General features: G+C 48.2%; 22 protein-coding genes and 1 tRNA gene. 7 read left to right on the top strand and 16 right to left on the bottom strand.

Annotation, left to right across the window (positions count from 1 at the left end; genetic code table 11):
- Window positions 1-54: 54 nt before the first annotated feature.
- Window positions 55-255: a hypothetical protein gene (locus JIG40_RS11940; RefSeq protein WP_038127913.1), complete on the bottom strand. Its 201-nt coding sequence runs from the start codon at window positions 253-255 to the stop codon at window positions 55-57.
- A gap of 175 nt (window positions 256-430) precedes the next feature.
- Window positions 431-679, bottom strand: coding sequence for a hypothetical protein (locus JIG40_RS11935; protein ID WP_020329569.1), 249 nt, complete (start codon window positions 677-679; stop codon window positions 431-433).
- Between the two features lie 267 nt (window positions 680-946).
- Between JIG40_RS11935 and JIG40_RS11930 the strand changes: the two genes are divergently transcribed.
- Complete coding sequence (locus JIG40_RS11930) at window positions 947-1,828, top strand: WYL domain-containing protein (protein WP_020329568.1); 882 nt, start codon at window positions 947-949, stop codon at window positions 1,826-1,828.
- Window positions 1,829-2,832: 1,004 nt separating this feature from the next.
- Here JIG40_RS11930 and JIG40_RS11925 read toward each other — a convergent pair.
- The 4 genes from JIG40_RS11925 to JIG40_RS11910 form a co-directional block, all read right to left on the bottom strand.
- Window positions 2,833-3,264 carry a DUF2787 domain-containing protein gene (locus tag JIG40_RS11925; protein ID WP_199465377.1) on the bottom strand — a complete coding sequence of 144 codons (432 nt, stop codon included), beginning with the start codon at window positions 3,262-3,264 and terminating at the stop codon, window positions 2,833-2,835.
- Window positions 3,265-3,366: 102 nt separating this feature from the next.
- Window positions 3,367-3,867, bottom strand: coding sequence for a hypothetical protein (locus JIG40_RS11920; protein WP_020329566.1), 501 nt, complete (start codon window positions 3,865-3,867; stop codon window positions 3,367-3,369).
- Window positions 3,868-3,911: 44 nt separating this feature from the next.
- A complete protein-coding gene (locus JIG40_RS11915) occupies window positions 3,912-4,295 on the bottom strand; it encodes a hypothetical protein (RefSeq protein ID WP_020329565.1) in 384 nt (127 codons plus the stop codon).
- 101 nt (window positions 4,296-4,396) lie between these two features.
- Complete coding sequence (locus tag JIG40_RS11910; protein WP_020329564.1) at window positions 4,397-5,635, bottom strand: integrase family protein; 1,239 nt, start codon at window positions 5,633-5,635, stop codon at window positions 4,397-4,399.
- Window positions 5,636-5,842: 207 nt separating this feature from the next.
- Here JIG40_RS11910 and JIG40_RS11905 point away from each other — a divergent pair, with 207 nt between their 5' ends.
- Window positions 5,843-6,928: a phospholipase D family protein gene (locus tag JIG40_RS11905; protein WP_020329563.1), complete on the top strand. Its 1,086-nt coding sequence runs from the start codon at window positions 5,843-5,845 to the stop codon at window positions 6,926-6,928.
- A gap of 279 nt (window positions 6,929-7,207) precedes the next feature.
- On the opposite strand, the gene JIG40_RS11900 is transcribed toward JIG40_RS11905, so the two are convergent.
- The 5 genes from JIG40_RS11900 to JIG40_RS11880 all read right to left on the bottom strand — a co-directional run bounded on the left by JIG40_RS11900 (window position 7,208) and on the right by JIG40_RS11880 (window position 11,566).
- Complete coding sequence (locus JIG40_RS11900) at window positions 7,208-7,963, bottom strand: hypothetical protein (protein WP_020329562.1); 756 nt, start codon at window positions 7,961-7,963, stop codon at window positions 7,208-7,210.
- A 62-nt stretch (window positions 7,964-8,025) separates the two neighbouring features.
- Window positions 8,026-8,163 (bottom strand): hypothetical protein, encoded by a 138-nt coding sequence (locus JIG40_RS11895; protein ID WP_020329561.1) that lies wholly within the window; start codon window positions 8,161-8,163, stop codon window positions 8,026-8,028.
- 723 nt (window positions 8,164-8,886) lie between these two features.
- Window positions 8,887-9,447: a hypothetical protein gene (locus JIG40_RS11890; RefSeq protein WP_038127910.1), complete on the bottom strand. Its 561-nt coding sequence runs from the start codon at window positions 9,445-9,447 to the stop codon at window positions 8,887-8,889.
- Between the two features lie 517 nt (window positions 9,448-9,964).
- A tRNA-Leu gene (locus JIG40_RS11885) sits at window positions 9,965-10,049 on the bottom strand.
- Between the two features lie 143 nt (window positions 10,050-10,192).
- Window positions 10,193-11,566 carry a GGDEF domain-containing protein gene (locus tag JIG40_RS11880; protein ID WP_199465376.1) on the bottom strand — a complete coding sequence of 458 codons (1,374 nt, stop codon included), beginning with the start codon at window positions 11,564-11,566 and terminating at the stop codon, window positions 10,193-10,195.
- Window positions 11,567-11,801: 235 nt separating this feature from the next.
- Between JIG40_RS11880 and JIG40_RS11875 the strand changes: the two genes are divergently transcribed.
- The gene (locus JIG40_RS11875; RefSeq protein ID WP_075988115.1) at window positions 11,802-12,275 is read left to right on the top strand and encodes an RDD family protein; all 474 of its coding nucleotides are present in this window, start codon (window positions 11,802-11,804) and stop codon (window positions 12,273-12,275) included.
- A gap of 52 nt (window positions 12,276-12,327) precedes the next feature.
- On the opposite strand, the gene lptG is transcribed toward JIG40_RS11875, so the two are convergent.
- Window positions 12,328-13,398, bottom strand: a complete 1,071-nt coding sequence (gene lptG, locus JIG40_RS11870; RefSeq protein ID WP_199465375.1) for an LPS export ABC transporter permease LptG — start codon at window positions 13,396-13,398, stop codon at window positions 12,328-12,330.
- Window positions 13,399-13,401: 3 nt separating this feature from the next.
- Window positions 13,402-14,505 carry an LPS export ABC transporter permease LptF gene (lptF, locus tag JIG40_RS11865; protein ID WP_020329556.1) on the bottom strand — a complete coding sequence of 368 codons (1,104 nt, stop codon included), beginning with the start codon at window positions 14,503-14,505 and terminating at the stop codon, window positions 13,402-13,404.
- A 191-nt stretch (window positions 14,506-14,696) separates the two neighbouring features.
- On the opposite strand from lptF, the gene pepA reads away from it, so the two are divergent.
- The 3 genes from pepA (at window position 14,697) to JIG40_RS11850 (ending at window position 19,684) form a co-directional block, all read left to right on the top strand.
- Window positions 14,697-16,205, top strand: a complete 1,509-nt coding sequence (gene pepA / locus JIG40_RS11860; protein ID WP_020329555.1) for a leucyl aminopeptidase — start codon at window positions 14,697-14,699, stop codon at window positions 16,203-16,205.
- A gap of 75 nt (window positions 16,206-16,280) precedes the next feature.
- Window positions 16,281-16,730, top strand: coding sequence for a DNA polymerase III subunit chi (locus JIG40_RS11855; protein WP_199465374.1), 450 nt, complete (start codon window positions 16,281-16,283; stop codon window positions 16,728-16,730).
- Between the two features lie 92 nt (window positions 16,731-16,822).
- On the top strand, window positions 16,823-19,684 hold the full coding sequence (locus JIG40_RS11850) for a valine--tRNA ligase (protein ID WP_158151685.1): 2,862 nt from the start codon (window positions 16,823-16,825) through the stop codon (window positions 19,682-19,684).
- Between the two features lie 72 nt (window positions 19,685-19,756).
- Here the strand turns inward: JIG40_RS11850 and JIG40_RS11845 are convergent, their stop codons facing one another.
- Both JIG40_RS11845 and JIG40_RS11840 read right to left on the bottom strand, forming a co-directional pair.
- Window positions 19,757-20,719, bottom strand: a complete 963-nt coding sequence (locus JIG40_RS11845) for a D-2-hydroxyacid dehydrogenase (protein ID WP_199465373.1) — start codon at window positions 20,717-20,719, stop codon at window positions 19,757-19,759.
- Window positions 20,720-20,764: 45 nt separating this feature from the next.
- Window positions 20,765-21,502, bottom strand: coding sequence for a pseudouridine synthase (locus JIG40_RS11840; RefSeq protein ID WP_199465372.1), 738 nt, complete (start codon window positions 21,500-21,502; stop codon window positions 20,765-20,767).
- 340 nt (window positions 21,503-21,842) lie between these two features.
- On the opposite strand from JIG40_RS11840, the gene JIG40_RS11835 reads away from it, so the two are divergent.
- Window positions 21,843-23,114, top strand: a complete 1,272-nt coding sequence (locus JIG40_RS11835) for an Nramp family divalent metal transporter (RefSeq protein WP_020429043.1) — start codon at window positions 21,843-21,845, stop codon at window positions 23,112-23,114.
- A gap of 64 nt (window positions 23,115-23,178) precedes the next feature.
- Here the strand turns inward: JIG40_RS11835 and rapA are convergent, their stop codons facing one another.
- Window positions 23,179-26,088, bottom strand: coding sequence for an RNA polymerase-associated protein RapA (gene rapA / locus JIG40_RS11830; protein WP_158151683.1), 2,910 nt, complete (start codon window positions 26,086-26,088; stop codon window positions 23,179-23,181).
- Window positions 26,089-26,141: the final 53 nt, after the last annotated feature.

Below are 26,141 nucleotides of genomic sequence, written 5' to 3'. Positions count from 1 at the left end.
TCAACAATTATAATTCAAACCTAATGAAAAGAGAGTTCCCCCTCTTTTCAAGGCTTAGTCAGCTTTTCCCAAAACCCCACCTAGGATACCACCGACAAGAACGCCAATGGGTATTGAGGCAGGATGTGGTATTCGAGAAGCAACAATAGCGCCAATGGCACATCCCTTCTTAGCACCGCTCAAACTGAGTTCAACTTCGATTTTTCTATCTTGGTCTTGATTGGGATAACGTATATGAACTGCTTCATTTCGCATCATATTTCCTTACTTAAACGAAAAAGGGCGACAACGTGAATAACGCTGCCGCCCTAGTGATGTCACACCAACTCTACTTGAGCCTGCTCAAATGCCGAGAGTCCCCACTTTCTACATTCAAGCTATAGAGTAGGTCAGTGCAACAAACTCTTTAAATTAGTCGATTAATGACATACTACTTAGCAGTGCACTTTGTTGCATCCGTTTCTTTACCGTTCAGAGTTCCGCATACATCAGCTTGCCACTGCACAATGACACCATAAGCCGCTGTATTCTGAGTGCCCGGCTTACCGTTCCACTTCGATTCAAGCAGTTCTTTCATTTGTGAAATATCACCCGGATTACCGCCGAACGTACCGCCAGCGAATGATGAAGTTGTAGCGAATAGACAAGTTAGACCTAGCAGGATGATTGATTTTTTCATTGTGTTGTTTCCTTGAATACATCATGACGCCATTAGTGAAGGCACCGAGAGCGCGAATGGTTAATAGTTTAAAGAGGGTGATCGACAGGTTGTGTCGAGATGAGTGAATCAATTTCACTCAGGTTATATATGCCTTGTCAGACATACGTTGTGGCGACCAATAAAAGCGATAGCAATATCAGTAACCTTATGAAGTTTCGCTAGAAATAATCAGAGTTTCTGAAAGCCCGACACACCCTGACGAGTGGTCTATCTACAATGCGTAGCATGAAAGAGCATGACACCCTAGCGAAAAGACTTGGTATTATCCTGACCCGTTTGAATACGGGAGAACGGTTGTATCTGGAAGAATTGAGTCGAGAGTTCGGTGTGAGTGAACGAACTCTACAACGGGATTTCAATGAGCGCTTAAATTACCTCCCTATTCAACGCGAAGGGGCCTGTTATTTTCTTGACCCAAAGGTTCTGGGTAGGCAGACCAACCACGAAATATCTACGTTACTCGCCAACATGGGACTCGATACACTGTTTTCGGGTAAGCACTATCTGAGTAACGGAGTGCTTAACAACAAATCAACACCGCCTTTTCTATTCAAGAACCCGCACATCGAGGACATCAGTAATTACTCCAATGTGTTTGAGAAACTTATCGAATCGGTCCAGAGGCGAAATGTTATTAGCTTTACCTGCGAAGGCAAAACTTACGATGAGTTTCACCCCTACCGCTTGGTGAATGAATATGGATTGTGGTACGTAGCTGGGACTCAGAGAAACCGCCTAGAGTCACTCAGAATCATGAAAATTCGGGATTTAATCCGCTACGAAGATAAATACTCTCCCGACCCTAGCATTGAACAGAAGCTCGCTGGTCGAGAATATGAGGGGGAGTTGCTCAATGCCGTTGAGGTTCTTATGCAGATGAGCAGTAAAATGACCGACGCATTCTTGAATGAAAGTAATACTGACGACTTCCAAGTATTGAAAGAACTGGATTCAGGTAGCCTGCTTATCAGCCACCAGACCAAGAACATTCCTCGGTTACTACGTCAACTCAAAGCGTGGCTTCCTCATGCCGAAGTGCTCTCACCTGACTGGATTCGTTACTTGTTGAAGCAAGAGTTACAAACTTACCTGGACTCAACCAAGTAGAAAGCTAGCGCACTGATTGACGGTGAACGGTACCTTCTTGATGGTGGAACGCTGTGCTGTCCAGTTACCGCGACATAATGTTGTTTCACTGGGCCACTACAGCCCCTCCTCACCAAGAACTTACCACTATGCGCTGATTTTTAAGTCACCTATGTTGGGTATGGAAAGTGACTGATTTAGCAGAATCACAAACCGATACCGAGCAAGGTAAAACTCAAAATGATGCTGTTTTTTAGTGTTAATTAGAAAACACTAAAATAGTTCCGAAGGAAGCTGAATTTAAATAGGGGGTAAAACCATGATGTCTGATGCACGAACTCTGCTCCAACTCGCTAGCTCAAGCCCGTATCTTTTCCTTGTCGATATAGCCAACCTGTTAAGCTTTGCTGCCATTGGCTATCTACTTTGCTTGATTACCGGATAACCGAGCCATGAATTGAACTTGTCACTATAGATTCCAGTGACAAGTTCCTTTTTAACTCAACGGGTTTTTGGGGTATGTGCAGACATGGTTGTTTACCTCTTACCCCTATAACAACGTTGAAAATGACCAAGTTTTCGTACGAAACGGAAAACATGAAATTAAGCGCTCTTGGCCGCTGATATTAAGGGAAGCCTTTACCCACAGACGCAGAGATAGCATCAGACAAATCATTCTCTCGGTATTTTCTATAGGCTTCCCTACCTTTACTCCCCCCATTGCTTCGACATAGCAATGGGGGTTTTTAATAACAAAACACCAGAACAAACTAACCAAACTCGTTAAAATTAACGCTCCCTTCCTTGGTGTTTCCACCGTCCATCGCAATCCAGCAACGCCATCCCCTCTGAATCCCGAAGGCAACGGATTGGGTAAACGTTGCTAAAACTTGCCCCAATGAAAAAGGCTTCCCATTACACCATGACAAGCATGGGACAATAGGAAGCCTCTGAGCCACTAGGAAGTGAGTAACCAATTTTATGGTTCATATACGGTGCTTTCAACTTGGTTCCGGACGAATGGACTAATCCACGGTGACTTTTATCTCATCGAACACGCCCATTTCGACGTAGCTGAGAAAGTTGGATTCCCACATCGAATAAAACTCAGCAACGTCATTACTCGTTATCGGTAATTCCGGAACATAGGAAAAACAGGCTGTTCCAGATGAGAAGTTAAAGTCCACCTCTTTAACCAGTTCGGGATAAGGACCACCGCAATACGCAAAGTCCGTAATGTAATCAAAGATCCACTGGTCGTCGCAGCGGACAAGTCTGATTTCAACAGGATGAAAACCACCATTTTCCGAACTGTAAGATGAATCTCGGAAGTTAAACACGACCGATTGGATCATGGGTGTCCATTTGCCTGATTCGCTGATCACTCGGTTTAAAGCATCTTGAAGATCTATACTGACAGGCAGCAAAAATTTCTCAGTGTTAAAGACTAAGCTCATAATAAAATCTCGTTTAGTTTACTAAGGATGCACTCTTGTTAGGTGCTCGGTATGAAAAGCCAGAATTGGCTTAGTGGGCAAGGATTGATGTGAGTTTCGAGGTTATTCAGCTTTGGTTTCTGTGTCCACGAGAGACAGGAGTTCGTCTCGACGCTGTTCGTAGTCTGGTGCTAAAACGTGGAGAAACACCGATTTCTCGGACTGGATGATAAGACCAAGTCCCCTGCAACAAGCAGCCATAAAACCCGCGTTGTTCGCTGACTGTCCGGAAAACACACACCGCATCACAGAGCTCTTAAACGGCTTATCACCCTGCACATCCAGAACTGCGGTGATATCTTTAAGGGGGATCCATTCCTTGCTGTGTAGACCGCCACCTTCATTGCCCGACATGCGGATATAGAGCTCGGTTTCCTCGTCATGTAGGGCGATTTCATAGAACACATGATTCTCGGTTTTGGGTGATAACTTCTTCGCTTTACCCTCGCGTACTATATTAGTGAAATGGTCAACTGGTAACTCTTCCACGACTGTTACTTGTTCATTGCTCTCTGGGATTTCAGGTCGAGCCGTTTCTTGTTGTTGGTTTGATTTACGTGCCATAGGACACCTCCTTTAAGATGGGATTGTTCAGGTTTAATTTGGTTTTAAGATTCAGCTTGATCAGCTAACTTGGCGACAGGGAACGTTGGACTGTTCATAGGAGCGCAGCAGTACACGCCACCGCCTTCCATGGTCACTATGGCAACCGCTAATAGCCAAGGACAGTCAGGAGAGTTAAGAATTAGCACCCATTCAGGGTATTCAGATACAAATCGTAGAAAATGCTGGTCTTCTTCGGATTGCTCACCCAACGTTTCGTCGGTATCGGCTTCCTCAATCAAGTACAAGGTAGTACCGACCTCATCCCAGAACGCTTTCGTGCTTTCTTCATCACCGAATGGTTCTATCAGGTGTTCGAGCAGTTTTGCTTTCACACCATCAGGCATTGGTAGTGATTGGATGTCTTCAAACTTGTTTACTGTTTTCATTTCTAATCTCCGTTTAAGAATGAAAAAGCCCCTGTTTAGCGATGAGCTAAACAGGGGCTTTCTAATGTCATTTCTAAATTAACTGGTTAAACCTAACTTCTTCATTCCCAACGTAACTCTGGCTTCGCAGTCACCATATCCGACAATCGTGAACCAATTTCGCGCCGACGTCCAACAGTCAGCTTCGAATAGCGTCTTGTTGATGAAAGGTCTGCGTGATTGAGTTGCTTGGCTATATCGTGCAACGAGACTCCTTGGCTAGCTAGAAGACTTCCAACCGTATGACGAGCTGAATGCAGGGTTAGATTCGCTTTATCTCCGGGTATGTCGGGTAGTCCCATCTTGGCTTTAATAGCCTTGAAAGCATGCCTAGGTTGCCCTACTGGTTTACCCTTTTTGCGTCCAGGAAAGAGATACGGATTATTCGCCACATGAGGCACTGACCTCAAAATCTCAAGCATGTAATCACTCAAGTAAATAACGTGGCTACTACCGTTTTTCGTATGCGGGATAGTGAGCGATTTATCTTCCCAACTCACATCGGATTTCAAGCGTAAACGCAGTTCCTTATCCCTCGCGCCAGTCAAAAACAGCAAGGCTAGATACGCGCCAATACTTTTGTCTTCATGGTTCAAAGCGTGACCTATGAACTCCTTTAGCTGTGCTTCCGATAAGTAGCCAGTGCGAACGTTATCTTCCTTCAACAAGCTCACCTTGTCCGCGATAAGCGGTGTATCCATCAACTTGTATGCCTGACGGTTAATAGTTTTCAATAGAGCCAAAACGCGATTTATCGAAGCAGGAGCATACGGAGTCCCTTTAATCGTAACGGTATTTTGCATCTCCATTTGTACTTTGATGATATCGGCGGCGGTTAGGTCGTGAATCGAAATATGATGTATCGATTTTGCTAAACGAAATCGCGCTGCGTCGTCCTTCCAACTGCGTTTCTGTTTAGCCAGTGGCAGGTAAACTTCATCAAAGAACCGTTCTAGAGTCATTGTCTTTTCAGCAGTCTGATTGTCACGCTCAAGCTTGGGATCAATCCCTTCAAGGATCTTCTGACGATACTCTTTAGCAATCTTTCTCAAGGTTACTAAGTCGGTCTCAGGGTGACGTCCAAGGCTAATCGCTGATTTCCTTCCGGGGATCTGAGGACTGATATACCTCAGTAAGAAGCGTTTCCCGCCAGACTTGCCCACTAAACAGCGAACACCAATAGGCAGTCCACTATCTTTCATAGCTGACAAATTTACTTCGTAATCAGTGGATTTAGCAGTTTTGGCATTGGGTTTAAGGTTGTTTAAGAATGTGGTGGTGAGTCGTTGTGATTTGCTCATTTAGACCTCCGTTAATTTATATGCCCACACTTCAGTAATATAAATTTCAGAGGTCTTTAGTTACGGGTACACCCTTGATTAATAGTGGCTTTAGGTACAAAACCACTCTAGTTAACAAAACTGAATAGTCATAGGACGATATTGATGCACTACCAAGCACAGCCAAATATGATGAGATATCGACACGCCATTCAAGGCTAGAAAAATATGTATATATTATCGAATATCACTGGCTCCCATCACCAAGATCTGCAAAGGTTAGTTGATCAAGGTGGCGATAGACTTCTCATTACATCACCGTTCTTAGCTTCTGATATGACAAGTTTTTTAGATGGCTTTCATTTCAATGCGATCAAGAACATTGAACTGGTAACGACATTCAAAGCCAATGATCCTGAGCAGTTAACAAAGCCAAAACAACTATTAGACTTCCTCGAATACTTCAATGCCAAATACCCAAAGGTAAAGGCAAAAGTTCACATCGATAATAGCCTTCATGGAAAAATCTATGCCCTAACCAAAAACCATGAGCATCAAGCTATCATCACATCGGCAAACTTCACTAAAAACGGATTGCACCACAATCACGAATGGGGGGTACTAACCCCACACAGTGACCATCTGGACAATCTTATTGATGAAATTTACGAAGCTATAGAATTTAGAGAGCTTACGTTAACTCAACTCAGAAAAGCCGTGATGTTCGCTGAGCAGTACAGCTCACAAAAGGCATGGGAAACAAAGCAGCCAAGTGCTGACATCGATATCCTACCACGAGTCTACTCCTCTGAGAGCGACTCAGATAAAGAGCCACTCTACTTCCTAAAACCAATTGGGACTCAGGATGATCCTGTACTTCTCGAAGAACGACGAGATTACTCAGATCTCCACCAAAATTTACACTTTTCCAAGAAAAAGCCTAAAGGCGTAACCAAAGGCGATATCGTCATTACAACTGGCGTAGGATGTGGCTCATTGCTTAGTTACTTCAAAGTCACGGGTAGTCTTTTCCATGTAACAGATCAAGAGATAAAACAGGAGTCTTGGAAGGAACGCTGGCCTTGGTATATGGAAGGACAAAACCATAGCTGTGACTTCGGTGGTTCATGGTGGGAATATGACATTAAACGTAACGCGGCATTAGAAGAATTCCGACAACTTTATCCCACTATTCCAGTGACAAAGTCAGGAAATTTCACTCTAGGTACGCTTAACTTCGGTAACGATAAAGTACAGATAACTAAAGAATTTGGCGAGTTTTTAATAGGCAAAATAAAGAATTGCATGAAGTGAAAATAAAAGCCGAACGATACAACACGAAGTTATATGGTTCGGCTTTACCCACCCCTATCCCTAATAAACCTTGAACCGTTTCAGCTACTTGCCTCAGCGTTTTCACCTAGTCACTGACAGATTACAAGGTTATCCGAATACCTATACACGACCTCAACTTTAAAGCTAAGTTTAAAGCTAAGGTGGTGCTCATGATGAAAGGTATTTGTTGTTGAACTGGCATCCAGTTCTGCTTTGAGGATTGAGCCCCTCATAGGCTATTGGGTTTTCGGGTTAATATTAAAACGGCAATAACTCACTCTGCAAGCCAAGTTTCATTAACTTTTGATAGAAAGAAAACTGCATCGGAGCAACGTGTTTAATACTGAAATAATGCGACGTCGCTTTACTGTCCGCTTTACCCATATTCTTTGCCCAATCAATAATATTATCTTGCCTTAGTATTCTCTCTAAAGACACTTCAAATTCTTCTATTAATTTATCCACATTATCGCAATCTATAACTCTCCATATATACCAATTAGCCTCTTCGTTATCTGCGTGGCTTAGAGCTTTAAAGTCACGAATATGGGGTTGATAAACTATCTTCTCTCCATCTTGCACTTGTTTCCATTGGATAAGTCCTGCTCGATATTGCAGTAGAAGTTTATAACCTCCGTTGCTCTCTATCACAACGACCCTAAATACGCTCAATTGTTTTTTATACTCACGGGAGGGATCTAAGCGGATCTGGTGTTTAAAAATGACATTACCGGAAATTTTAACGTAATGAATTACCAAGTCTTCGCCATCTGGCATGAACTGATAGTACAGATGCTCCATTTGTCGCTTAAGCAGATGACCATAGTTATTGATAAAATAACGCATTTGCCTCTCAGTAGCGGGGGCTAAACCATTTAACCACCGAGACGCTAAAGAGCCGGAAGACCCACTCAAACCAGCCTTCTTCTCAATCTCTTTATTCGTGTAATTGCCTTCTTGTTTAGCAATTTTCAACAACTGCCTTGTATATTTGTATTTTTTATCGTCACTCATCGTCATGCCAACCAACTGTTATTTAAAAGAAAGCCGATGATATTTAATCATCGGCTTTCATCTTAGTCATCACCTAAATAATCATCATTATTAGGGTTGTGAGCATCCGCCCAATCATCCATATCTGCATCATTATTCGGGTTATTGATATCTGACCATAGATCTAGTTCGTCTTGTGACATGTCCGAAGTATCAATCATATTGAATCTCCTATTTCTTTCCTTGGTAACGTGAGTTATTTGGGTTCAATTGATTAGCTCTGTTATCAAGAACTTTCTGGTACGCCGTATTGTGACCAGAAGTTCCTTTGTTACCGTTGGCTTGGTTTGCTTTATGATCGTTCTGTTTATTACCGTTGCTCATCGCGCTATCTCCTTTGTTGAATGAACGATGACATTGTATGAGAGTCGGTTTCGTAGCGACGATGATGGGACGGTGATTGTTCAGTGATTCTTAGTGATATTCAGTGATTTTGGACGGATGAGTGAAAAATGTCATAGCTTAAAAGGGAAACTACCACTGTATTACCTACAGATTTCTCAACCAGAACCACTAACATTGTATTAATAATAACCAGTACAACAGCGGCCTACGGCAAGCTGTTGTACTGGTTATTATATATTTAATATAAAAATCCCATCCAAGACCTAGCCCTCATCTATCAAGCCACATCCACGTAATCCTACAACTACCGACACCAGCAACACGTTTAGAGTCCATAACCCACATAGACACTCGTTCAAACCACATATTTTTCTACGGTACGCCACTCGGTAGACAAATCTCACACGCAGCTCACCAGAGAGTACCGAGATCATCACTCAGCGAGCTTAGAGCAGCGATATTCACGCACTGATGGTTAGTAGTAACGATGGTGAGGGCAGTCGCTAATCACCCCCTAGTTGTGCCGTTGAGCCAGATCCTTAACACCTAACCCATTTTTTCTTGGACTGAGGACTACGCTTAATTTGTTTGCTCTGTGAGAGCCCTTGAATGGCTCTGGAAAAGTCTGACTTAGACAGCCCTAGTTGTTTTTGAAAGCTAGGATCTAAAGCACGAGGAGTATTCAAAGCATGAAGAAGCTTCTCTTCGGGGGATTTGTGTTTAGCGGGTAATGTTTCAACGATTGGGACAACGGTGTTATCTCTAGTTCTGACACTGCGATAAGCTGCACCTAACTGACCGCATTGAAATTCGAATGCTGAAATCAAACTTTCATCGTTACTATAGAGCTCAAAATTAACCGAACCTAGCTGCTTTTTATCTAAGGCGAGTAGCACTCTGGATAAGTAGGCAACAATATAGAAATCGGCTTGATTCTGTCCGGTAGGATAATCGGAAAGGAATAAATACAATGACTTATCACAAACAAGTTTAACGGCTTCCGATTTAGAGAAAACAAACACTTTGTCGATGATGGAAGCACCAATTTTCTCTAGTTCTTTCAACCCTACATTTTCAGCATCAACGAAAATCATCTTCATAGTTAGGCAAGCTCCAATTGTTTACCTCTATAAACAAGATTGCACAGTTGCATATTGATATCAACTTTAGGGTCGAAACATGTGCATTAGCGTGTGCTTAACGATGACCATATACCCCAACGTACTTACCACACACACCGCAAAACCTCACATAACAAAACGGTTTTCGACAATCCATCAAAACGATCAATAACCACATAGCAGCCAAACCAGAAGCGCATAGCACCGTAAAGTCACCATGGTACGACCATGGTTCTTCCAGTCCACACCCCTTGGGAATAATGGCTTGCGAGTTAGCAGTCACCGGAGTTTGTTGGATTTACTAGGATTCCCTTGCGCACAGAATCGTCATGCGATGAACCATGTATGGACCATGGGAAAGATTTCAAGGCGGATAAAATGGGCCTATTTTGGGAAGAAAAGAGGCGATAGCAGAACAGGAAAACTGAGGTAAGCTTTTGATTAGCCTAGAAACAACAAAGCCCCGACTTTCGTCGAGGCTTTGTCATATGAATTATGGTACCGATGGGCGGACTTGAACCGCCACTCCCGAAGGAAACGGATTTTGAATCCGTCGTGTCTACCAATTTCACCACACCGGCATCTTGGGGGATGACCCTTTGATGGTTGGCCATTATACGGAAGAAACCGGTTGGCGCAATAACAATATATTGAAAAGTAAATTGTTTGCTGAATATTTCGCCAAGCGAGATATTTTCGAAACTAACTCCGCAGCAACCCGCGGTTATTCCTCGGTCAGTTGTTGCACAACCTGGTTCCTGCCCTGCGCTTTGGCGCGGTACAAAGCCATATCTGCGCGGCGGAAAATAGAGGCTTCACTGTCCATGTCGTGATAGCTGGTCACGCCAACACTGATCGTAAATGCGGGTAAGTTGTCCACTTGCAGCAATTCCATTTGCGAGCGCAGGCTTTCCGCAAGTTTACAGGCGCTTTCGATATCCTGCATCGGCAGCAAAATAGCAAACTCCTCGCCCCCCAGTCGAAACAACATATCCGTCGAACGTATCCGTTGTTGCAACTCTGATACCATGCGTTTCAATAATTGGTCACCAACCTGATGGCCAAACTGATCGTTTACCCGTTTAAAATAGTCGACATCCAGCAGAATCAAACCGAACGGATAACTACCGCGCTGAGCGAGATTGAGCTGCATATTGATTTGTTCTTCCCACTTGTGGCGGTTGTATGCACCGGTCAGTTTGTCTTGGGTCGCCAGAGTCAGCAATTGCTTTTCGACCTGTTCCCGACAGGTGATTTCTTTCGCCAAGCGCGACATGACGGCTTTGATGTCGTGTTCCAGTTCGGCCAGCTCATCCTTGGTGGTAATTTTGCTCACCGCTTCCTGAGACGACGAATCCCCTTGGTCAAGGGACGCATTGAGAGTTTTGATGTCACCCTGAATGCGTTTAATACGCTGCAAGATGATTTGCACAATGTAAACCGTCAGCAAAAAGCCAAGCACAACGGCGCTGATACCGAGCAGCGAACTGACAAACAGAAACTCTTTCTCATGTTTCTCGGTGTAATACACATCATTGGTCGTGATGGTGTTGAGCTGCTGAATGATATCGTTTTCTGCACTTTCCAGCTCCGCTGCCATTTGTTCCATCGCACTGCGCTGTTCATCGTTTAGTGTCTGGCTTTCAAACAGTTGTTCAAGGTGGGATTCAAAGGCCGCACTTTTCTGCGCATAACTTTCTATGCGGCTTAGCACTTGTTCGTGTTCACTTTGAGCCAGCATCAATTGTTTCGCGCTCAGGCTTTCGGTAATCAGCCCGACCGCACGATCCAACAGGCTCTTGAGTTGCTGTTGTTGAAAAACCAATTGTTGATGTTGCTTGAGTTCCTGATACGGTTTTTCGCCTTTCAACTGATACTGTTCAAACTGAAGGTGCTGCTCCAGTTCGATGAACTCAACCTGACGCATGATTTGGCTGAGCGGAATATCCAGATACGCGACTTCCCGCATCTCCTTTTCAATCAGTTTAATTTTGTAGCCTGAATAGACGATGACAAAAAACAAAAACGACAGCAACAGCACAAACAGGCCACCGATTTTTTGTTTGATAGAGGCGTGGTACCAGTTAAATACCGACATGAGAATCCTTGTAATGCAATACGAATGCGTGGCTGAAAATCCTGTTGCTCATTCTACCCCGCCCCTTCCGCGTGACAAGGTTGACGGGCCAGCTTTTCCCTGCATATCTCGCCGCAGCGCCAAGATAGAGTCTGAAATATTGTGCCGATTCGTTAACCTGTGCGGCAGCTCTCTTTTCAGTACCGCCCTCAGCCGATATGCTTGCCGCCATTTGTTGTCAGACACAAAGGTCGTTATGCACACATCAACTTTGCCTCCTGCAGGACTGTTTCGCCGCCTGGGCGCCCTGTTTTATGATTCCCTGGTCGTGATGGCTATTCTGATGATTGCCGGTGGCGTTGTCGTCGCTGTGTTAGAAGCTCTGGTTGCCGCCGGACTGTTCAGTTACGCGCCTTATCAGGACGCAGGGGAACTTCTGACTCGCCACCCAATCTGGAGCCCGGTGTACACCTTGTATCTGGCTGCGACTTGGATCTACTTCTTTGTCTATTTCTGGACACGTGGCGGGCAAACACTGGGCATGCGCGCCTGGAAAATTGTGGTGTGCAATCAGAATGGCGATCGCATCTCAGCTACTCAGGCTCTGATTCGCTTGGCAACATCCGTTTTTGGTCTGGGCAATCTGACGGTTCCGCTTGACCCGAAAAAACGTGCCTTTCAGGATATGTGGGCCAAGACCCAAGTTCTCGTGCTGCCAAAAGTGCGCTAATTTTAACAAAGCCCGCAAATAAAAAAGGAAGGCATCGCCTTCCTTTTTTCGTTTACAGTTTTCGTCTTAGCAGCAACAGCGCGATGGTCAGAAATACCAGGCTGGGAGCCACCGCGCCGAACACAGGCGGGATGCCATACACCAGACTGAGCGGCCCAAAGAACTCGCTGGAAATGTAGAACGTAAAGCCCGCAATCACGCCAGACAGAATTCTCGCCCCCATGGTGACGCTACGCAGCGGACCAAAGATAAACGACAGCGCCATCAGCATCATCACCGCAATCGAAAACGGCTGAGTGATCTTACGCCAGAACGCCAGTTCATAACGCGAAGCATCCTGCTCTGACGCTTTCAGATAATGCACGTAATCATACAAACCGCTCAGCGCCAGCTCTTCAGGCTTCACTGTAACGACGGCGAGTTTGTCCGGTGCCAGAGAGGTTTCCCAGCTGTACTGTGGCAGTGACTGTTTAGTAATCACGACATCGTTATTCATGTCAGTCATTTCCACATTTTTCATCATCCACTCATTCTCACCGAGGTAATCCACCTGCTTGGCAAAAATAACCGTGCGCAGTTGTTTCTGTTCGTCGAAACGCCACATGTTGAGACCGTACAGATGGTTGTCATCAATCTTACCAATGAAGATAAAATCGTTGGCATCCCGGGCCCACACCCCCGTTCTAACTGACAGAATCTGACCACCGGATGTGGCAAACGCACGTAAATCACGCGCCGCTTTCTGTGCTTGTGGTGCGCCCCATTCGCCAAGCAGAGTAATGATGATCATCAGCGGCACTGCAGTTTTCAGTACCGACAGGCCGATATCCAATTTGGAAAAGCCTGCGGCCTGCATGACAACTAGTTCAGAGCTCGCCGCCAGCGCACCAAGACCAATCAGCGCGCCCAACAGAGCCGCCATCGGGAAAAACATCTCGATGTCGCGCGGAATACTCAGCACCACAAACAATAGCGCCTGCATCAGGTCATAAGTACCGTTACCGACTTTGCGCAGCTGTTCGACATATTTGATGATGCCCGACAAACCGATAAAGGTCGTCAACACTAAGATAGTGGTTGCGATGATGGTCCGGCCAATGTACCAGTCAAGAATCTTAAACACGACTTACGCTACCTTTCTCTTCTGTCTTAATTTGTCTTTGAATTTTCTGACCGGCACACTGTCGAGTGTATTGGCAACAATTGCCGCCAGCAGCAACGCGGCGTTGATTGGCCATAAGCCGACCATGGCAGGAATTGAACCGTCTTCCAGTGCTGATTTGGTCGCACTGATGGCCAGAAAGTAAGTCAGATAAATCAGAATCGCTGGCCCCATTTTGGCAAAACGTCCCTGACGCGGGTTCACCGCCGACAGCGGCACCACCAGCATGGTCAGCAGTGGAATACACACCACCAACGAAATTCGCCATTGCAGTTCCGCCTGAGCGCGGCGATCCGGATTTTGCAGCAGTTCGAGCGTCGGAATCGCATCCCAACCGCGGCCTTTTTCCTTCACTTCACGCTGACCAATCAGACCTTCGTACTCATCAAATCGAGTCACCATGTAATCGACACGCGTCGGCACACCTTCATAGCGGGTACCGTTATACATCGTGATGACCTGGCGGCCGTCGCTGAGCTCTTTGACATCACCTGAATCGGAGAACATCACGCTTGGCAGAATCGACTCACGCGGTGCCAACTGGGCAACGAACACATTGCTCAGTTTTTTGTTCTCAATGTTATCGATGAACACCACCGACGAACCATCCGGCGAACGCTGGAACTGCCCTTTTTGCAGCAAATCAACACTGTTTTCCGCTGCCAGTTGTTCCATCACCGAATCGACTTTGTCCTGACTCCATGGCGATAGCCACAGCGCGTTAAAGCCCGCCAGACAAGAAGTGATGATGCCGAGATACAGTGCGGCGCGGATCAGGAACTTGTTGCCGATACCGGTCGCGTTCATCACCGTGATTTCACTTTCAGCATACAAACGCCCGAAGGTGAGCAGAATCCCGATATAGAGACTCAAAGGCAGCATTAATAACCCCATCGATGGCATGTTCAAACCAACGATAGATAAAATTAAGCGAGCTGGGATTTCACCATCTGACGCATCGGCCAAAACGCGAATAAATTTTTGGCTCAGAAACACTAAAAACAGGACGAAAAAGATAGCCAATTGGCTTTTTAGTGTCTCGCGGATCAAATATCTAACAATAATCACGCTGAAATAACCTATGCAAAACTTGTTTTTTTGATTGAATCACTATAATTTCCCGTTGAACCTTTTATTTTTAAAAATTTCGCTATGTGTTAGAGCGCTTAAACAAAGGGTAGATCCAATTAAGGATTCAACAAGTAAGAACGCATTATCTAACATTTAGTTCTATTTGTCTTTAGGATGTAGGAGTACGCATGGAGTTCAGTGTTAAAAGTGGTAGCCCTGAAAAACAACGTAGCGCATGTATCGTTGTCGGAGTCTTTGAACCACGCCGCCTTTCTCCAGTAGCAGAACAGCTTGATAAAATCAGCGACGGCTATATTAGTTCACTGCTTCGCCGTGGTGATCTAGAAGGTAAACCGGGGCAGATGCTACTGCTGCATCAAGTGCCAGGTGTCTTATCTGAGCGTGTATTGTTGGTCGGTTGCGGTAAAGAGCGCGAACTGGGCGAACGTCAATACAAAGAAATCATTCAGAAAACCATCAGCACACTTAACGAGACAGGTTCTATGGAAGCCGTTTGCTTCCTGACTGAACTGCACGTGAAAGGCCGCGATACTTACTGGAAAGTTCGTCAAGCCGTCGAAGCGACTAAAGATGGTCTGTACACCTTTGATCAGTTCAAGAGTGTGAAGCCAGAAACCCGTCGTCCACTGCGTAAACTGGTGTTCAACGTACCTACTCGCCGTGAACTGAGCCTGGGTGAACGCGCGATTACTCACGGTCTGGCAATTTCGTCGGGCGTGAAAGCGTGTAAAGATCTTGGCAACATGCCACCAAACATTGCCAACCCAGCTTATCTGGCGTCTCAGGCTCGTCGCCTGGCTGATGACTATGAAACCATCACCACCAAAATCATTGGTGAAGAAGAGATGGAAAAACTGGGCATGAGCTCTTATCTGGCAGTGGGCCGCGGTTCAAAGAACGAATCCATGATGTCGGTTATCGAATATAAAGGTAACCCAGATGCAGACGCGAAACCGATCGTTCTGGTTGGTAAAGGGCTGACCTTCGATTCAGGCGGTATCTCACTCAAACCGGGTGAAGGTATGGACGAGATGAAGTACGACATGTGTGGTGCGGCGTCCGTATTCGGTACTATGAAAGCGATCGCGAAACTGAACCTGCCACTGAACGTTATCGGCGTACTGGCTGGCTGTGAAAACATGCCGGGTAGCAACGCATACCGTCCGGGCGACATTCTGACCACGATGTCAGGTCAAACCGTAGAAGTCCTCAACACGGACGCCGAAGGCCGTCTGGTACTGTGTGACGCGCTGACTTACGTCGAACGCTTTGAACCAGATTGCGTGGTGGATGTAGCGACCCTGACTGGCGCTTGTGTGATTGCGCTTGGCCATCATATCAGCGGTGTCATGTCGAACCACAACCCGCTGGCGCACGAGCTGGTCAATGCCTCTGAACAGGCAAGTGACCGCGCATGGCGTCTACCACTGGCAGACGAATACCATGAACAGCTGAAGAGCCCGTTTGCCGATATGGCGAACATCGGTGGTCGTCCAGGCGGCGCTATCACCGCTGGCTGCTTCCTGTCGAAGTTTACCAAGAAGTACAACTGGGCTCACCTCGACATCGCAGGTACTGCGTGGAAATCAGGTGCAGCGAAAGGGTCTACCGGTCGTCCGGTCTCGATGCTTGTCCAATTCCTGCTAAACCGCAGTGGCCAAGAGACCGAGGAATAAACCTCATCCACAAAAAGGGCCGCAAGGCCCTTTTTTGTTTTTCACCTTCACCATGACAGGAGCGCTCAGACGACTATGGCAACTGCCACGTTTTACATCGTTCGGCCCGACTCGGAACAAGCCACCACGGCTGGTTTCGAGGCGTACGTGGTGTACCTGACTCAGCACTTTGCACGTCAGGGCGCAAAAGTGTATTTGCAGTGCGATAATAAAGCGCACGCCGAACAATTGGCGGAACGATTCTGGCAGGTCGAAGCCAAACACTTTCTGGGCCATAATCTGGTGGGTGAAGGACCGAAATACGGCACCAATATTGAGATTGGCCATGTCGGGGTGAAACCCTCTTGGAACCGACAACTGGCAATAAATTTGGCCGATAATCATACAACCTTTGCGAAGGCCTTCGCAGAGGTGGTAGACTTCGTCCCCAACGAAGAAAATGCGAAACAACGGTCTCGCGAGCGTTATAAGTTGTACCGTCAGGCGGGTTATCAACTGCAAACCATCGAGATCCATTATCCGTAACGGTTCATCCTTATAGTTAAGCTCTCTTTGCCAGAGAACTCACTTATAAAGATTGACCGAATTAACCATCAAAGTATCCATTAAAGAGCACTATGGAAAAGACATACAACCCAACATCCATCGAACAAGATCTGTATAAGACTTGGGAAGAGAAAGGCTACTTTAAGCCTCACGGTGACACATCAAAAGACGCATACAGCATCATGATTCCGCCACCGAACGTCACTGGTAGCCTGCACATGGGTCACGCATTCCAAGACACCATTATGGATACCTTGATCCGTTGCCAGCGTATGAAAGGCAAAAATACGCTGTGGCAAGTGGGTACTGACCACGCCGGTATCGCGACTCAGATGGTTGTTGAGCGTAAGATCGCAGCAGAAGAAGGCAAAACGAAGCACGATTACGGCCGTGATGCGTTCATCGACAAAATCTGGGAATGGAAAAACGAGTCTGGTGGCACCATCACCAAACAGCTGCGCCGCCTGGGTGCGTCGGTCGACTGGGATCGTGAACGCTTCACCATGGATGACGGCTTCTACAAAGCGGTTCAGGAAGTGTTTGTACGTCTGTACAAAGATGACCTGATCTACCGTGGTAAACGTCTGGTGAACTGGGATCCAAAACTGCACACCGCGATTTCGGATCTGGAAGTTGAAAACAAAGACGTGAAAGGCCACATGTGGCACTTCCGCTACCCGCTGGCTGATGGCGTTAAAACGGCTGAAGGTAAAGACTACATTGTTGTCGCCACCACACGTCCAGAAACCATGCTGGGTGATACCGGTGTTGCCGTTAACCCAGAAGATCCTCGTTACAAAGATCTTATTGGTAAAGAAATCATTCTGCCTATCGTTGACCGTCGCATTCCTATCGTGGGCGATGAGCACGCGGACATGGAAAAAGGCACGGGCTGTGTGAAAATCACACCAGCGCACGACTTCAACGACTATGAAGTCGGTAAGCGTCACCAGTTGCCAATGATCAACATTCTGACTTTCGATGCCAACATCCGCGATGCAGCCGAAGTCTTCAACTCAAACGGCGAAGCCAGTACGGCTTACGGCACTGACATTCCTGCGAAATACCAAGGCATGGAACGTTTTGCGGCACGTAAAGCGATCGTGGCAGAATTCGAAGAGCTGGGTCTGCTGGAAGAGATCAAAGATCACGACCTGACTGTGCCTTACGGCGACCGTGGTGGCGTAGTTATCGAACCTATGCTGACTGACCAATGGTATGTGCGCGCAGGTATTCTGGCGAAACCAGCGGTTGAAGCGGTTGAGAACGGCGACATTCAATTCGTACCGAAGCAATACGAAAACATGTACTTCTCTTGGATGCGTGACATTCAAGACTGGTGTATTTCTCGTCAGCTGTGGTGGGGTCACCGCATTCCGGCGTGGTACGACGCACAAGGCAATGTTTATGTTGGCCGCAACGAAGACGAAGTGCGTGCAGACAACAACATCCCAGCAGATGTAGCACTAAGCCAAGACGAAGACGTTCTTGATACCTGGTTCTCTTCTGCGCTTTGGACCTTCGGTACACTGGGTTGGCCTGAGAAGACTGACGCACTGAAAGTCTTCCACCCATCAGAAGTATTGGTGACAGGTTTTGACATCATCTTCTTCTGGGTTGCCCGTATGATCATGATGACCATGCACTTCATCAAAGATGAAGACGGCAAACCACAAGTGCCATTCAAAACCGTGTACGTAACGGGTCTGATCCGTGACGAAAATGGCGACAAAATGTCGAAATCGAAAGGCAACGTGCTGGATCCAATCGACATGATCGATGGCATTGATCTTGAGTCACTAGTAACTAAGCGTACTGGTAACATGATGCAGCCGCAACTTGCTGCGAAGATCGAGAAAAACACACGTAAAACATTCGAAAACGGTATCGAACCATACGGTACTGACGCACTGCGCTTTACTCTGGCAGCAATGGCATCGACCGGCCGCGATATCAACTGGGATATGAAACGTCTGGAAGGTTACCGTAACTTCTGTAACAAACTATGGAACGCAAGCCGTTACGTAATGATGAATACAGAAGAGCAGGATTGTGGCTTTGGCGCGGGTGCTGAGCTGGAATACTCTCTGGCGGACAAATGGATCGAATCTCAGTTTGAACTGGCTGCCAAAGCGTTCAACGAGCACATCGACAACTACCGTCTGGATATGGCCGCGAACACGCTGTACGAGTTCATCTGGAACCAGTTCTGTGACTGGTACCTAGAGCTGACTAAACCAGTACTGTGGAAAGGCAGTGAAGCGCAGCAACGCGCAACACGTCGCACGCTGATCACCGTACTGGAGAAGACGCTACGTCTGGCTCACCCAGTTCTGCCATACATCACTGAAACCATCTGGCAAAGCATCAAGCCACTGGTTGACGGTGTGGAAGGCGATACCATCATGCTGCAGGCTTTGCCTCAGTTTGACGCGGCGAACTTCAACCAGGAAGCGCTGGATGACATCGAGTGGGTGAAAACCTTCATCACCGCGATTCGTAACCTTCGTGCCGAGTACGACATCAACCCAGGTAAACCACTGGATGTGATGCTGAAAGCGGCGAACGACAGCGATGCTGCGCGTCTGGAAGCGAACAAGCAAGTACTGGTGTCTCTGGCGAAACTGGAAAACGTACGTGTTCTGGCGGCTGGCGAAGAGACTCCGGCGTGCGCAACGGCACTGGTTGGTAAATCTGAGCTGATGATCCCGATGGCAGGTCTGATCGATAAAGACGCCGAGCTGGCTCGTCTGGCAAAAGAAATTGCCAAAACCGAAGGCGAGATCAAGCGCATCGAAGGCAAACTGGGTAACGAAGGCTTTGTTGCGAAAGCACCTGAAGCCGTGATTGCCAAAGAGCGTGAAAAGCTGGACGGTTACAAAGAAACCTTGGTGAAACTGGCTGAGCAGCAAGCGACTATCGCGGCGCTGTAATACAGGCGTTTACCTAAGCAAAAGGCAGCGAATTCGCTGCCTTTTTTGTTGCCTGAAGTTTTCGATCGCCGATCACACAATACGATTTTGCTGGCGACCTTCGACAAACGCCTGAATATTATCAATCAGAATGTTGGCCAGTTTCTGAATCGCAGAGTCACTGCCCCACGCCACATGCGGCGTCAGTAGCAGATTAGGTAAATCCATGTTCGCAATCAGCGGATTGCTGATATCCGCCGGCTCCTGAGTAAACACATCGACGCCCGCTCCGGCAATCTGACGTCTCTTCAGCGCATCCACCAATGCCACTTCATCCACCAGCCCACCGCGCCCGGCATTGATCAGCAGCGCGTTTGGTTTCATCTGCGCAAACTCCGCTTCGGCAATCAGATTACGTGTCGCTTCCGTCAGCGGACAATGCAGGGTCAAGACATCCGCCTGTTGCAGGACCTGTTCAAACCGGGTGTAACCGTCACGGCAATGCTCAGCGCCTTTGTGTTCCGCAAACAACACTGTCATACCCAGCGCTTGAGCGAGGGTTGCGGTCGCTTGCCCCAATTCGCCACCGCCCACCACGCCCAGCGTGCTGCCTGCGATATCGCCAATCGGATGAGTAAAGAAACAAAACTGCTTATTACGCTGCCACTCACCAGCGGCGATATCGTGATGGTAACCCATCAGATTACGCCGCAAGGCAAACATCATCGCGACCACATGCTCCGGCACGGATTGGGTCGCGTAACCTTGTATGTTGCACACCGCGATATGGTTGGCGCGGCAATAGTCAATATCCACGTTGTTGACACCTGTCGCCGACACCGCGATCAGACGCAGTTTGGGCAGTTGCGCCAGCATTTCTGCGGTGAGTACCACTTTATTGGTGATCACGATTTCCGCATCTTGCAGGCGTTCAACCACCTGTTCCGGCAAGGTAAAATCGAATTCTTGCCAACGATGAGAAAACGTCAGTGCGGGCACATGAATATGACGGGGAATCGTCGCGCGATCGAGGAATACAACAGTGGGTAAAGACATAACTTCTCCTTTGCCTACCCACTGTCATCAATGAAAGATAATCGATTAAGGACGGGGTAGTTTTTTATAATCCGGCAATTTTCGCTCAGGATCGAAATGCTGCAATATCTCTTCCTGCGCTTCGGGATAGAAGTCACAAGGAACAAAGATAGAGCGTAGCCAATGACTACGAGGATGATAAAAGCTCAGCTCCGCTGCATGCAACTCCAGTCGATCAGTAAAATCGATCGCTTCTTGCGGCGCGTAGAACTCATCACCAACAATCGGATGCCCCAGTGCCTGCATGTGCACTCGCAACTGATGTGAACGTCCGGTTATCGGCAACAGACGAACCACTGTGGTTTGCGCTTCACGCTTGACGACCTGAAACAATGTCTGCGATGGTTTCCCAGTTTCATGACAAACCATCTGTTTGGGACGATTTGGCCAATCACAAATGAGCGGCAGATCAATATTACCTTCATCCTGCTCTAACACACCCCACACACGGGCATAATAAATTTTATGCGTCAGACGGTACTGAAACTGCTTCTTGAGCGCCGCTTCCATGTACTTATCTTTGGCAAACAGCATCAGGCCTGACGTCGACATATCAAGACGATGCACCACCTGAATCTCCGGGTATCGTTCCTGCAGGCGACTCCACATACTGTCGTGGTGTTCAGCCAGGCGGCCCGGAACGGAAAGTAAACCGGACGGCTTGTTCACCGCCAGAATGTAGTCATCCTCAAAGACCACATCAATCCACGGATCCGTTGGTGGGTGGTACTCGGTCATTGCCATAAAAGTCTCTCGCGAAAACGCTCATCTACAAAAATCGGCGCATTATATACCCAAACCTTTTATCCCCAAACCTAAGTGAGTGGCGCTCCACTCCCCAATGCATGAATACCACCATAATGGGTACGTTTTACCTATGCGAACGCAGTCTTGGTCGTCGCTTTTCCTTGCATGTGCACTCGGTGAATAAAAAGTTGCGTTGAAGTTGTAACTATAAATTGACACTAATAATCAGTGTGATATTCATGGAGGGTATTGACAATAAAATCAGCCCAATCCCAAGCAGGACAAGGCGAATCATAAATACAACCAAACACAACATAACAATTCATAAGGAACAAGAATGGAAAACGCCGTCCCTTATCCATCCGAACAACGGCTCTCATTATCACAACTACTTCGATCACTAGGTCCTGGCATCATGATGGCAGCCGCAGCCGTTGGCGGTTCTCATCTGGTGGCATCAACCAAAGCGGGTGCTATTTATGGCTGGCAACTCGCGGTCCTGATCCTGCTGGTTAACCTGTTTAAATACCCGTTCTTCAAAGCAGGCGTACAGTACACCATGGGCACCGGTGACAGTTTGGTCGAAGGCTACGCCAAAATGGGCAAACCTTACCTGTGGATCTTCACGGTACTGGCGGTGTTCTCAGGCATCGTTAACACGGCTGCACTGCTGATGTTCAGTGCCAGCCTGCTGAGTTACTTCATTCCGTTTGAGCTTTCCATGCCTGTGCTGTGCGGCATCGTGCTTGCCACCTGTCTGATCATTCTGTTTGCTGGCCATTACCGCGCACTGGATACGCTGTCTAAAGTGATCATGGCGGTATTGACCATCGCCACGCTATTGGCGGTCGTGATTGCCGCAGCGAACCCGGCCCCCGTCACGGTAACGACAGAAGGCCCATCACCATGGACGCTGGCCGCAATCGGCTTTTTGGTGGTGACCATGGGTTGGATGCCTGCACCGATTGAGATCTCGTCGCTGACATCAGTATGGTTGAAAAGTCAGTGTCGCCAGCAACGTGTGACTGCGCAGTCAGCCCTGTTCGACTTCAACGTCGGTTACATCGGCACTGCGATTCTGGCGATTGTTTTTCTTGCGTTGGGTGCTCTGGTGCTGCACGGCACTGGTGTAGAGCTGTCAAAATCCGGCGTGGGTTTCTCGCATCAGTTAGTCGGTCTGTACGCCTCCACTATCGGTGAATGGTCACGCTACCTGATTGCTGTGATTGCCTTCTTCTGTATCTTCGGTAGTACTATTACGGTGATTGATGGCTACTCACGCGTGATTGCCGAATCACAGCGTCTGCTGAAAGAGCAGAAAGAACAGAGTCCGAAAGTGCTGCAAGGCTGGATGATTCTGGTATCGGCTGCGTCACTGGCCATCATTGTGTTCTTCGCGTCTGCTCTGATGCCCATGCTGAACTTTGCCATGATCATGGCTTTCATGACCACGCCGGTATTTGCGCTGCTGAACTACGTTCTGGTGACACGTACCGAGCTGCCGGACGAGCTGAAGGTGGGACCGAAACTCAAAGCGCTGTCGATTCTCGGCCTGATTTACTTGTTTGGTTTCCTGGCGCTGTTCATCTGGTGGAAATGGTTGATGTAATCCCGCCATTTTACAGACATAAAAAAGGCCTTCCACTGGAAGGCCTTTTTACATTTCGGGGAACTTAGTTGTGTGCCACGACAATCAGACGCAATGAATCAAGCTGATACTGTGCCTGTGCGATGTAGCCGGTCAGCTCCTGAATCTGCTGCTCCAGCACCTCAATCTCTTCATCACGAATGTTCGGGTTGACCGCTTTAAGCGCCTGCAAACGTTCCAGTTCACCGTTGAGGATCTGGTGCATCTCTTTCTGCGCCTGCTCGCGAATCGCGGTAACCTGCTCCATCACGGGAACTTCACTGGCCGTGATCAGACGATGAACGTCGTTCTGCACTGAGCTCACCAGCTTGCTGGCCAGATGGCGGTTCACCGGGCTGAGCTGGCGGTTGAACGCTTCAAACTCCACCTGCGCCGACAAATCATTGCCACGCGCGTCCATCAACATACGGATTGGCGTTTGTGGCAGGAAGCGGCTGATGCCAGTGCGTTTTGGCGCCTGTGCGTCCACCAGATAAACCAGTTCAAGCAAAATGGTGCCCACTGGCAGCGCTTTGTTTTTCAGCAGTGAGACCGCCGAAACACCCACGCCTTCGCTCATCAGCAGATCAATACCGCCTTGAACCATCGGATGTTCCCAACTGATGAAGTGCATATCTTCACGCGACAGCGCGGTATCGCGATCAAACGTGATGGTCGCACCTTCATACGGCAGACCCGGGTAGCTCGGCACCATCATGTGTTCAGACGGCGTCACCACCAACGCGTTCTCACCACGGTCTTCCTGATTAAGGCCGATGGTATCGAACAGGCTCAGCGCAAACGTCACCAGATTGGTGTCACCATCGGTCGCGGCAATTTGCTTGGCAATCTGCTGCGCTTTGTCGCCACCGTTGGAGTGCATTTCCAGCAGTCGATCTCGCCCTTGCTCCAACTGAGCTTTGAGCGTTTTGTTCATCTTGGCCGATTCATCGATGATCGCATCCAGCTCGCTGTCATCGCCGGAAGCCAGAATCGGGATCAGGCGCTCGGCAAACTCATCGTACACCGCGCGGCCTGTCGGACAGGTTTCGGCAAACGCATTGAGACCTTCCTGGTACCAGCGCGCCAGAATCGCCTGTGAGGTTCCTTTGAGGTAGGGCACATGAATATCGATGTCGTTCTTCTGGCCGATACGGTCCAGACGACCGATACGCTGCTCCAGCAGGTCTGGGTTGAACGGTAAATCAAACATCACCAGTTGGCTGGCAAACTGGAAGTTACGACCTTCAGAACCGATTTCACTACAGATCAGCACCTGTGCGCCGCCCTCTTCTTGGGCAAAGTACGCCGCCGCTTTATCACGCTCCAGAATCGACATGCCTTCGTGGAAGACGGTTGCGCGGATACCTTCACGCTCACGCAGTGCTTGTTCCAGTTGCAGTGCGGTACTGGCGCGTGATGCGATCACCAGGATCTTGTCACTGCGTTTGGCTTTGACTTTTTCAAGTAGCCAGTTAACGCGTGAGTCAAACTGCCACCAGCTTGCATCATCGCCCTCGAACTCTTGAAAGATTTCTTCCGGATAGAGCATTTTCATCGCACGTGCTTCCGGACTGAGCTTACCGCCAATCATGCCGGCCACACGCATCGAGGTGGTGTATTGCTGCGGGATCTCCATCTCCATCAGATGCACATTGCGCACCGGGAAGCCTTTGATTGCCGCACGCGTGTTACGGAACAGCACACGTCCGGTACCGTGACGATCCATCAGGTTATCAATCAGCTCCTGACGTGCCGATGCTTTCTCTTCGTCATCTGCCTGGCTTTCCAGCACGCGAAACAGCGGTTCCACATCCTGCTCCGACAGCAGCTCGGTAATTTGGTTTTTGGCGTCATTTGGCAGCGCCTGACCGGAGAACAGCGCACTCACCGCATCCGCCACCGGCTCGTATTGCGCTTCTTCCTGCACGAACGCTTCGTAGTCGTAGAAACGGTCTGCATCGAGCAGACGCAGACGAGCAAAGTGGCTTTCGCGGCCCAATTGCTCTGGCGTTGCGGTCAGCAGCAGAACGCCCGGCGTGCGCTCAGCCAGCGCTTCAATCACCTGATATTCACGGCTCGGTTTATCCTGACTCCACTCCAAGTGGTGCGCTTCGTCGACCACCAGAAGATCCCATTCCGCCTCCAGTGCCTGTTCAAAACGCTGACGGCTCTTACGCAGGAAGTCGAGCGAACACAGGACAAACTGCTGAGTTTCAAATGGGTTGTCCGCTTCAGCGAACGCTTCCACGCAGCGCTCTTCGTCAAACACGGAGAAATGCAGGTTGAAACGGCGCAGCATTTCCACCAGCCACTGATGTTGCAGCGTTTCTGGTACCACGATCAGAATACGTTCCGCGCGGCCAGACAGCACCTGCTGGTGAATGATCATGCCCGCTTCGATGGTTTTACCCAGACCTACTTCATCGGCAAGAAGCACACGCGGTGCATGACGACGGCCCACTTCATGGGCAATAAACAGCTGATGCGGGATCAGGCCGGCACGCATGCCACACAGACCACGCATCGGGCTCTTGTGTTGCTGGTACTGGTTAGACAGCGCACGGTAGCGCAGCACAAAGTTGTCCATACGATCAATCTGACCGGCAAACAGTTTGTCCTGCGGTTTGTTAAAGCGAATTTGGTTGCTGAGGAAAATCTCGCGCAGCGCGACACCCGATTCCTCGGTGTCCTCACGCGTACCCAGATAGGTGAACAGGCCGTTCTCTTCCACCACCTGTTCCACTTGCAGCGACCAGCCTTCCTGGCAGTCAATCACGTCGCCGACATTAAACGTCACACGGGTTACCGGGGCATCGTTACGTGCGTACACGCGGTTTTCTTCGGATGCAGCAAACATCAGTGTCACAGTACGGGTATCCATGGCTACCACAGTACCTAAACCTAAATCGCTTTCCGTATCGCTTATCCAGCGTTGCCCCAAAGCAAAAGTCATGAATCGACTACCTCATCAATTTGGATTGGAATTTATAGTGACCTGCGACCACA

The organism is Vibrio sp. bablab_jr001, from assembly GCF_016464285.1.
In the GTDB taxonomy this organism is placed as follows: domain Bacteria; phylum Pseudomonadota; class Gammaproteobacteria; order Enterobacterales; family Vibrionaceae; genus Vibrio; species Vibrio fluvialis.
This window is presented reverse-complemented; position numbering and strand designations above follow the sequence as displayed.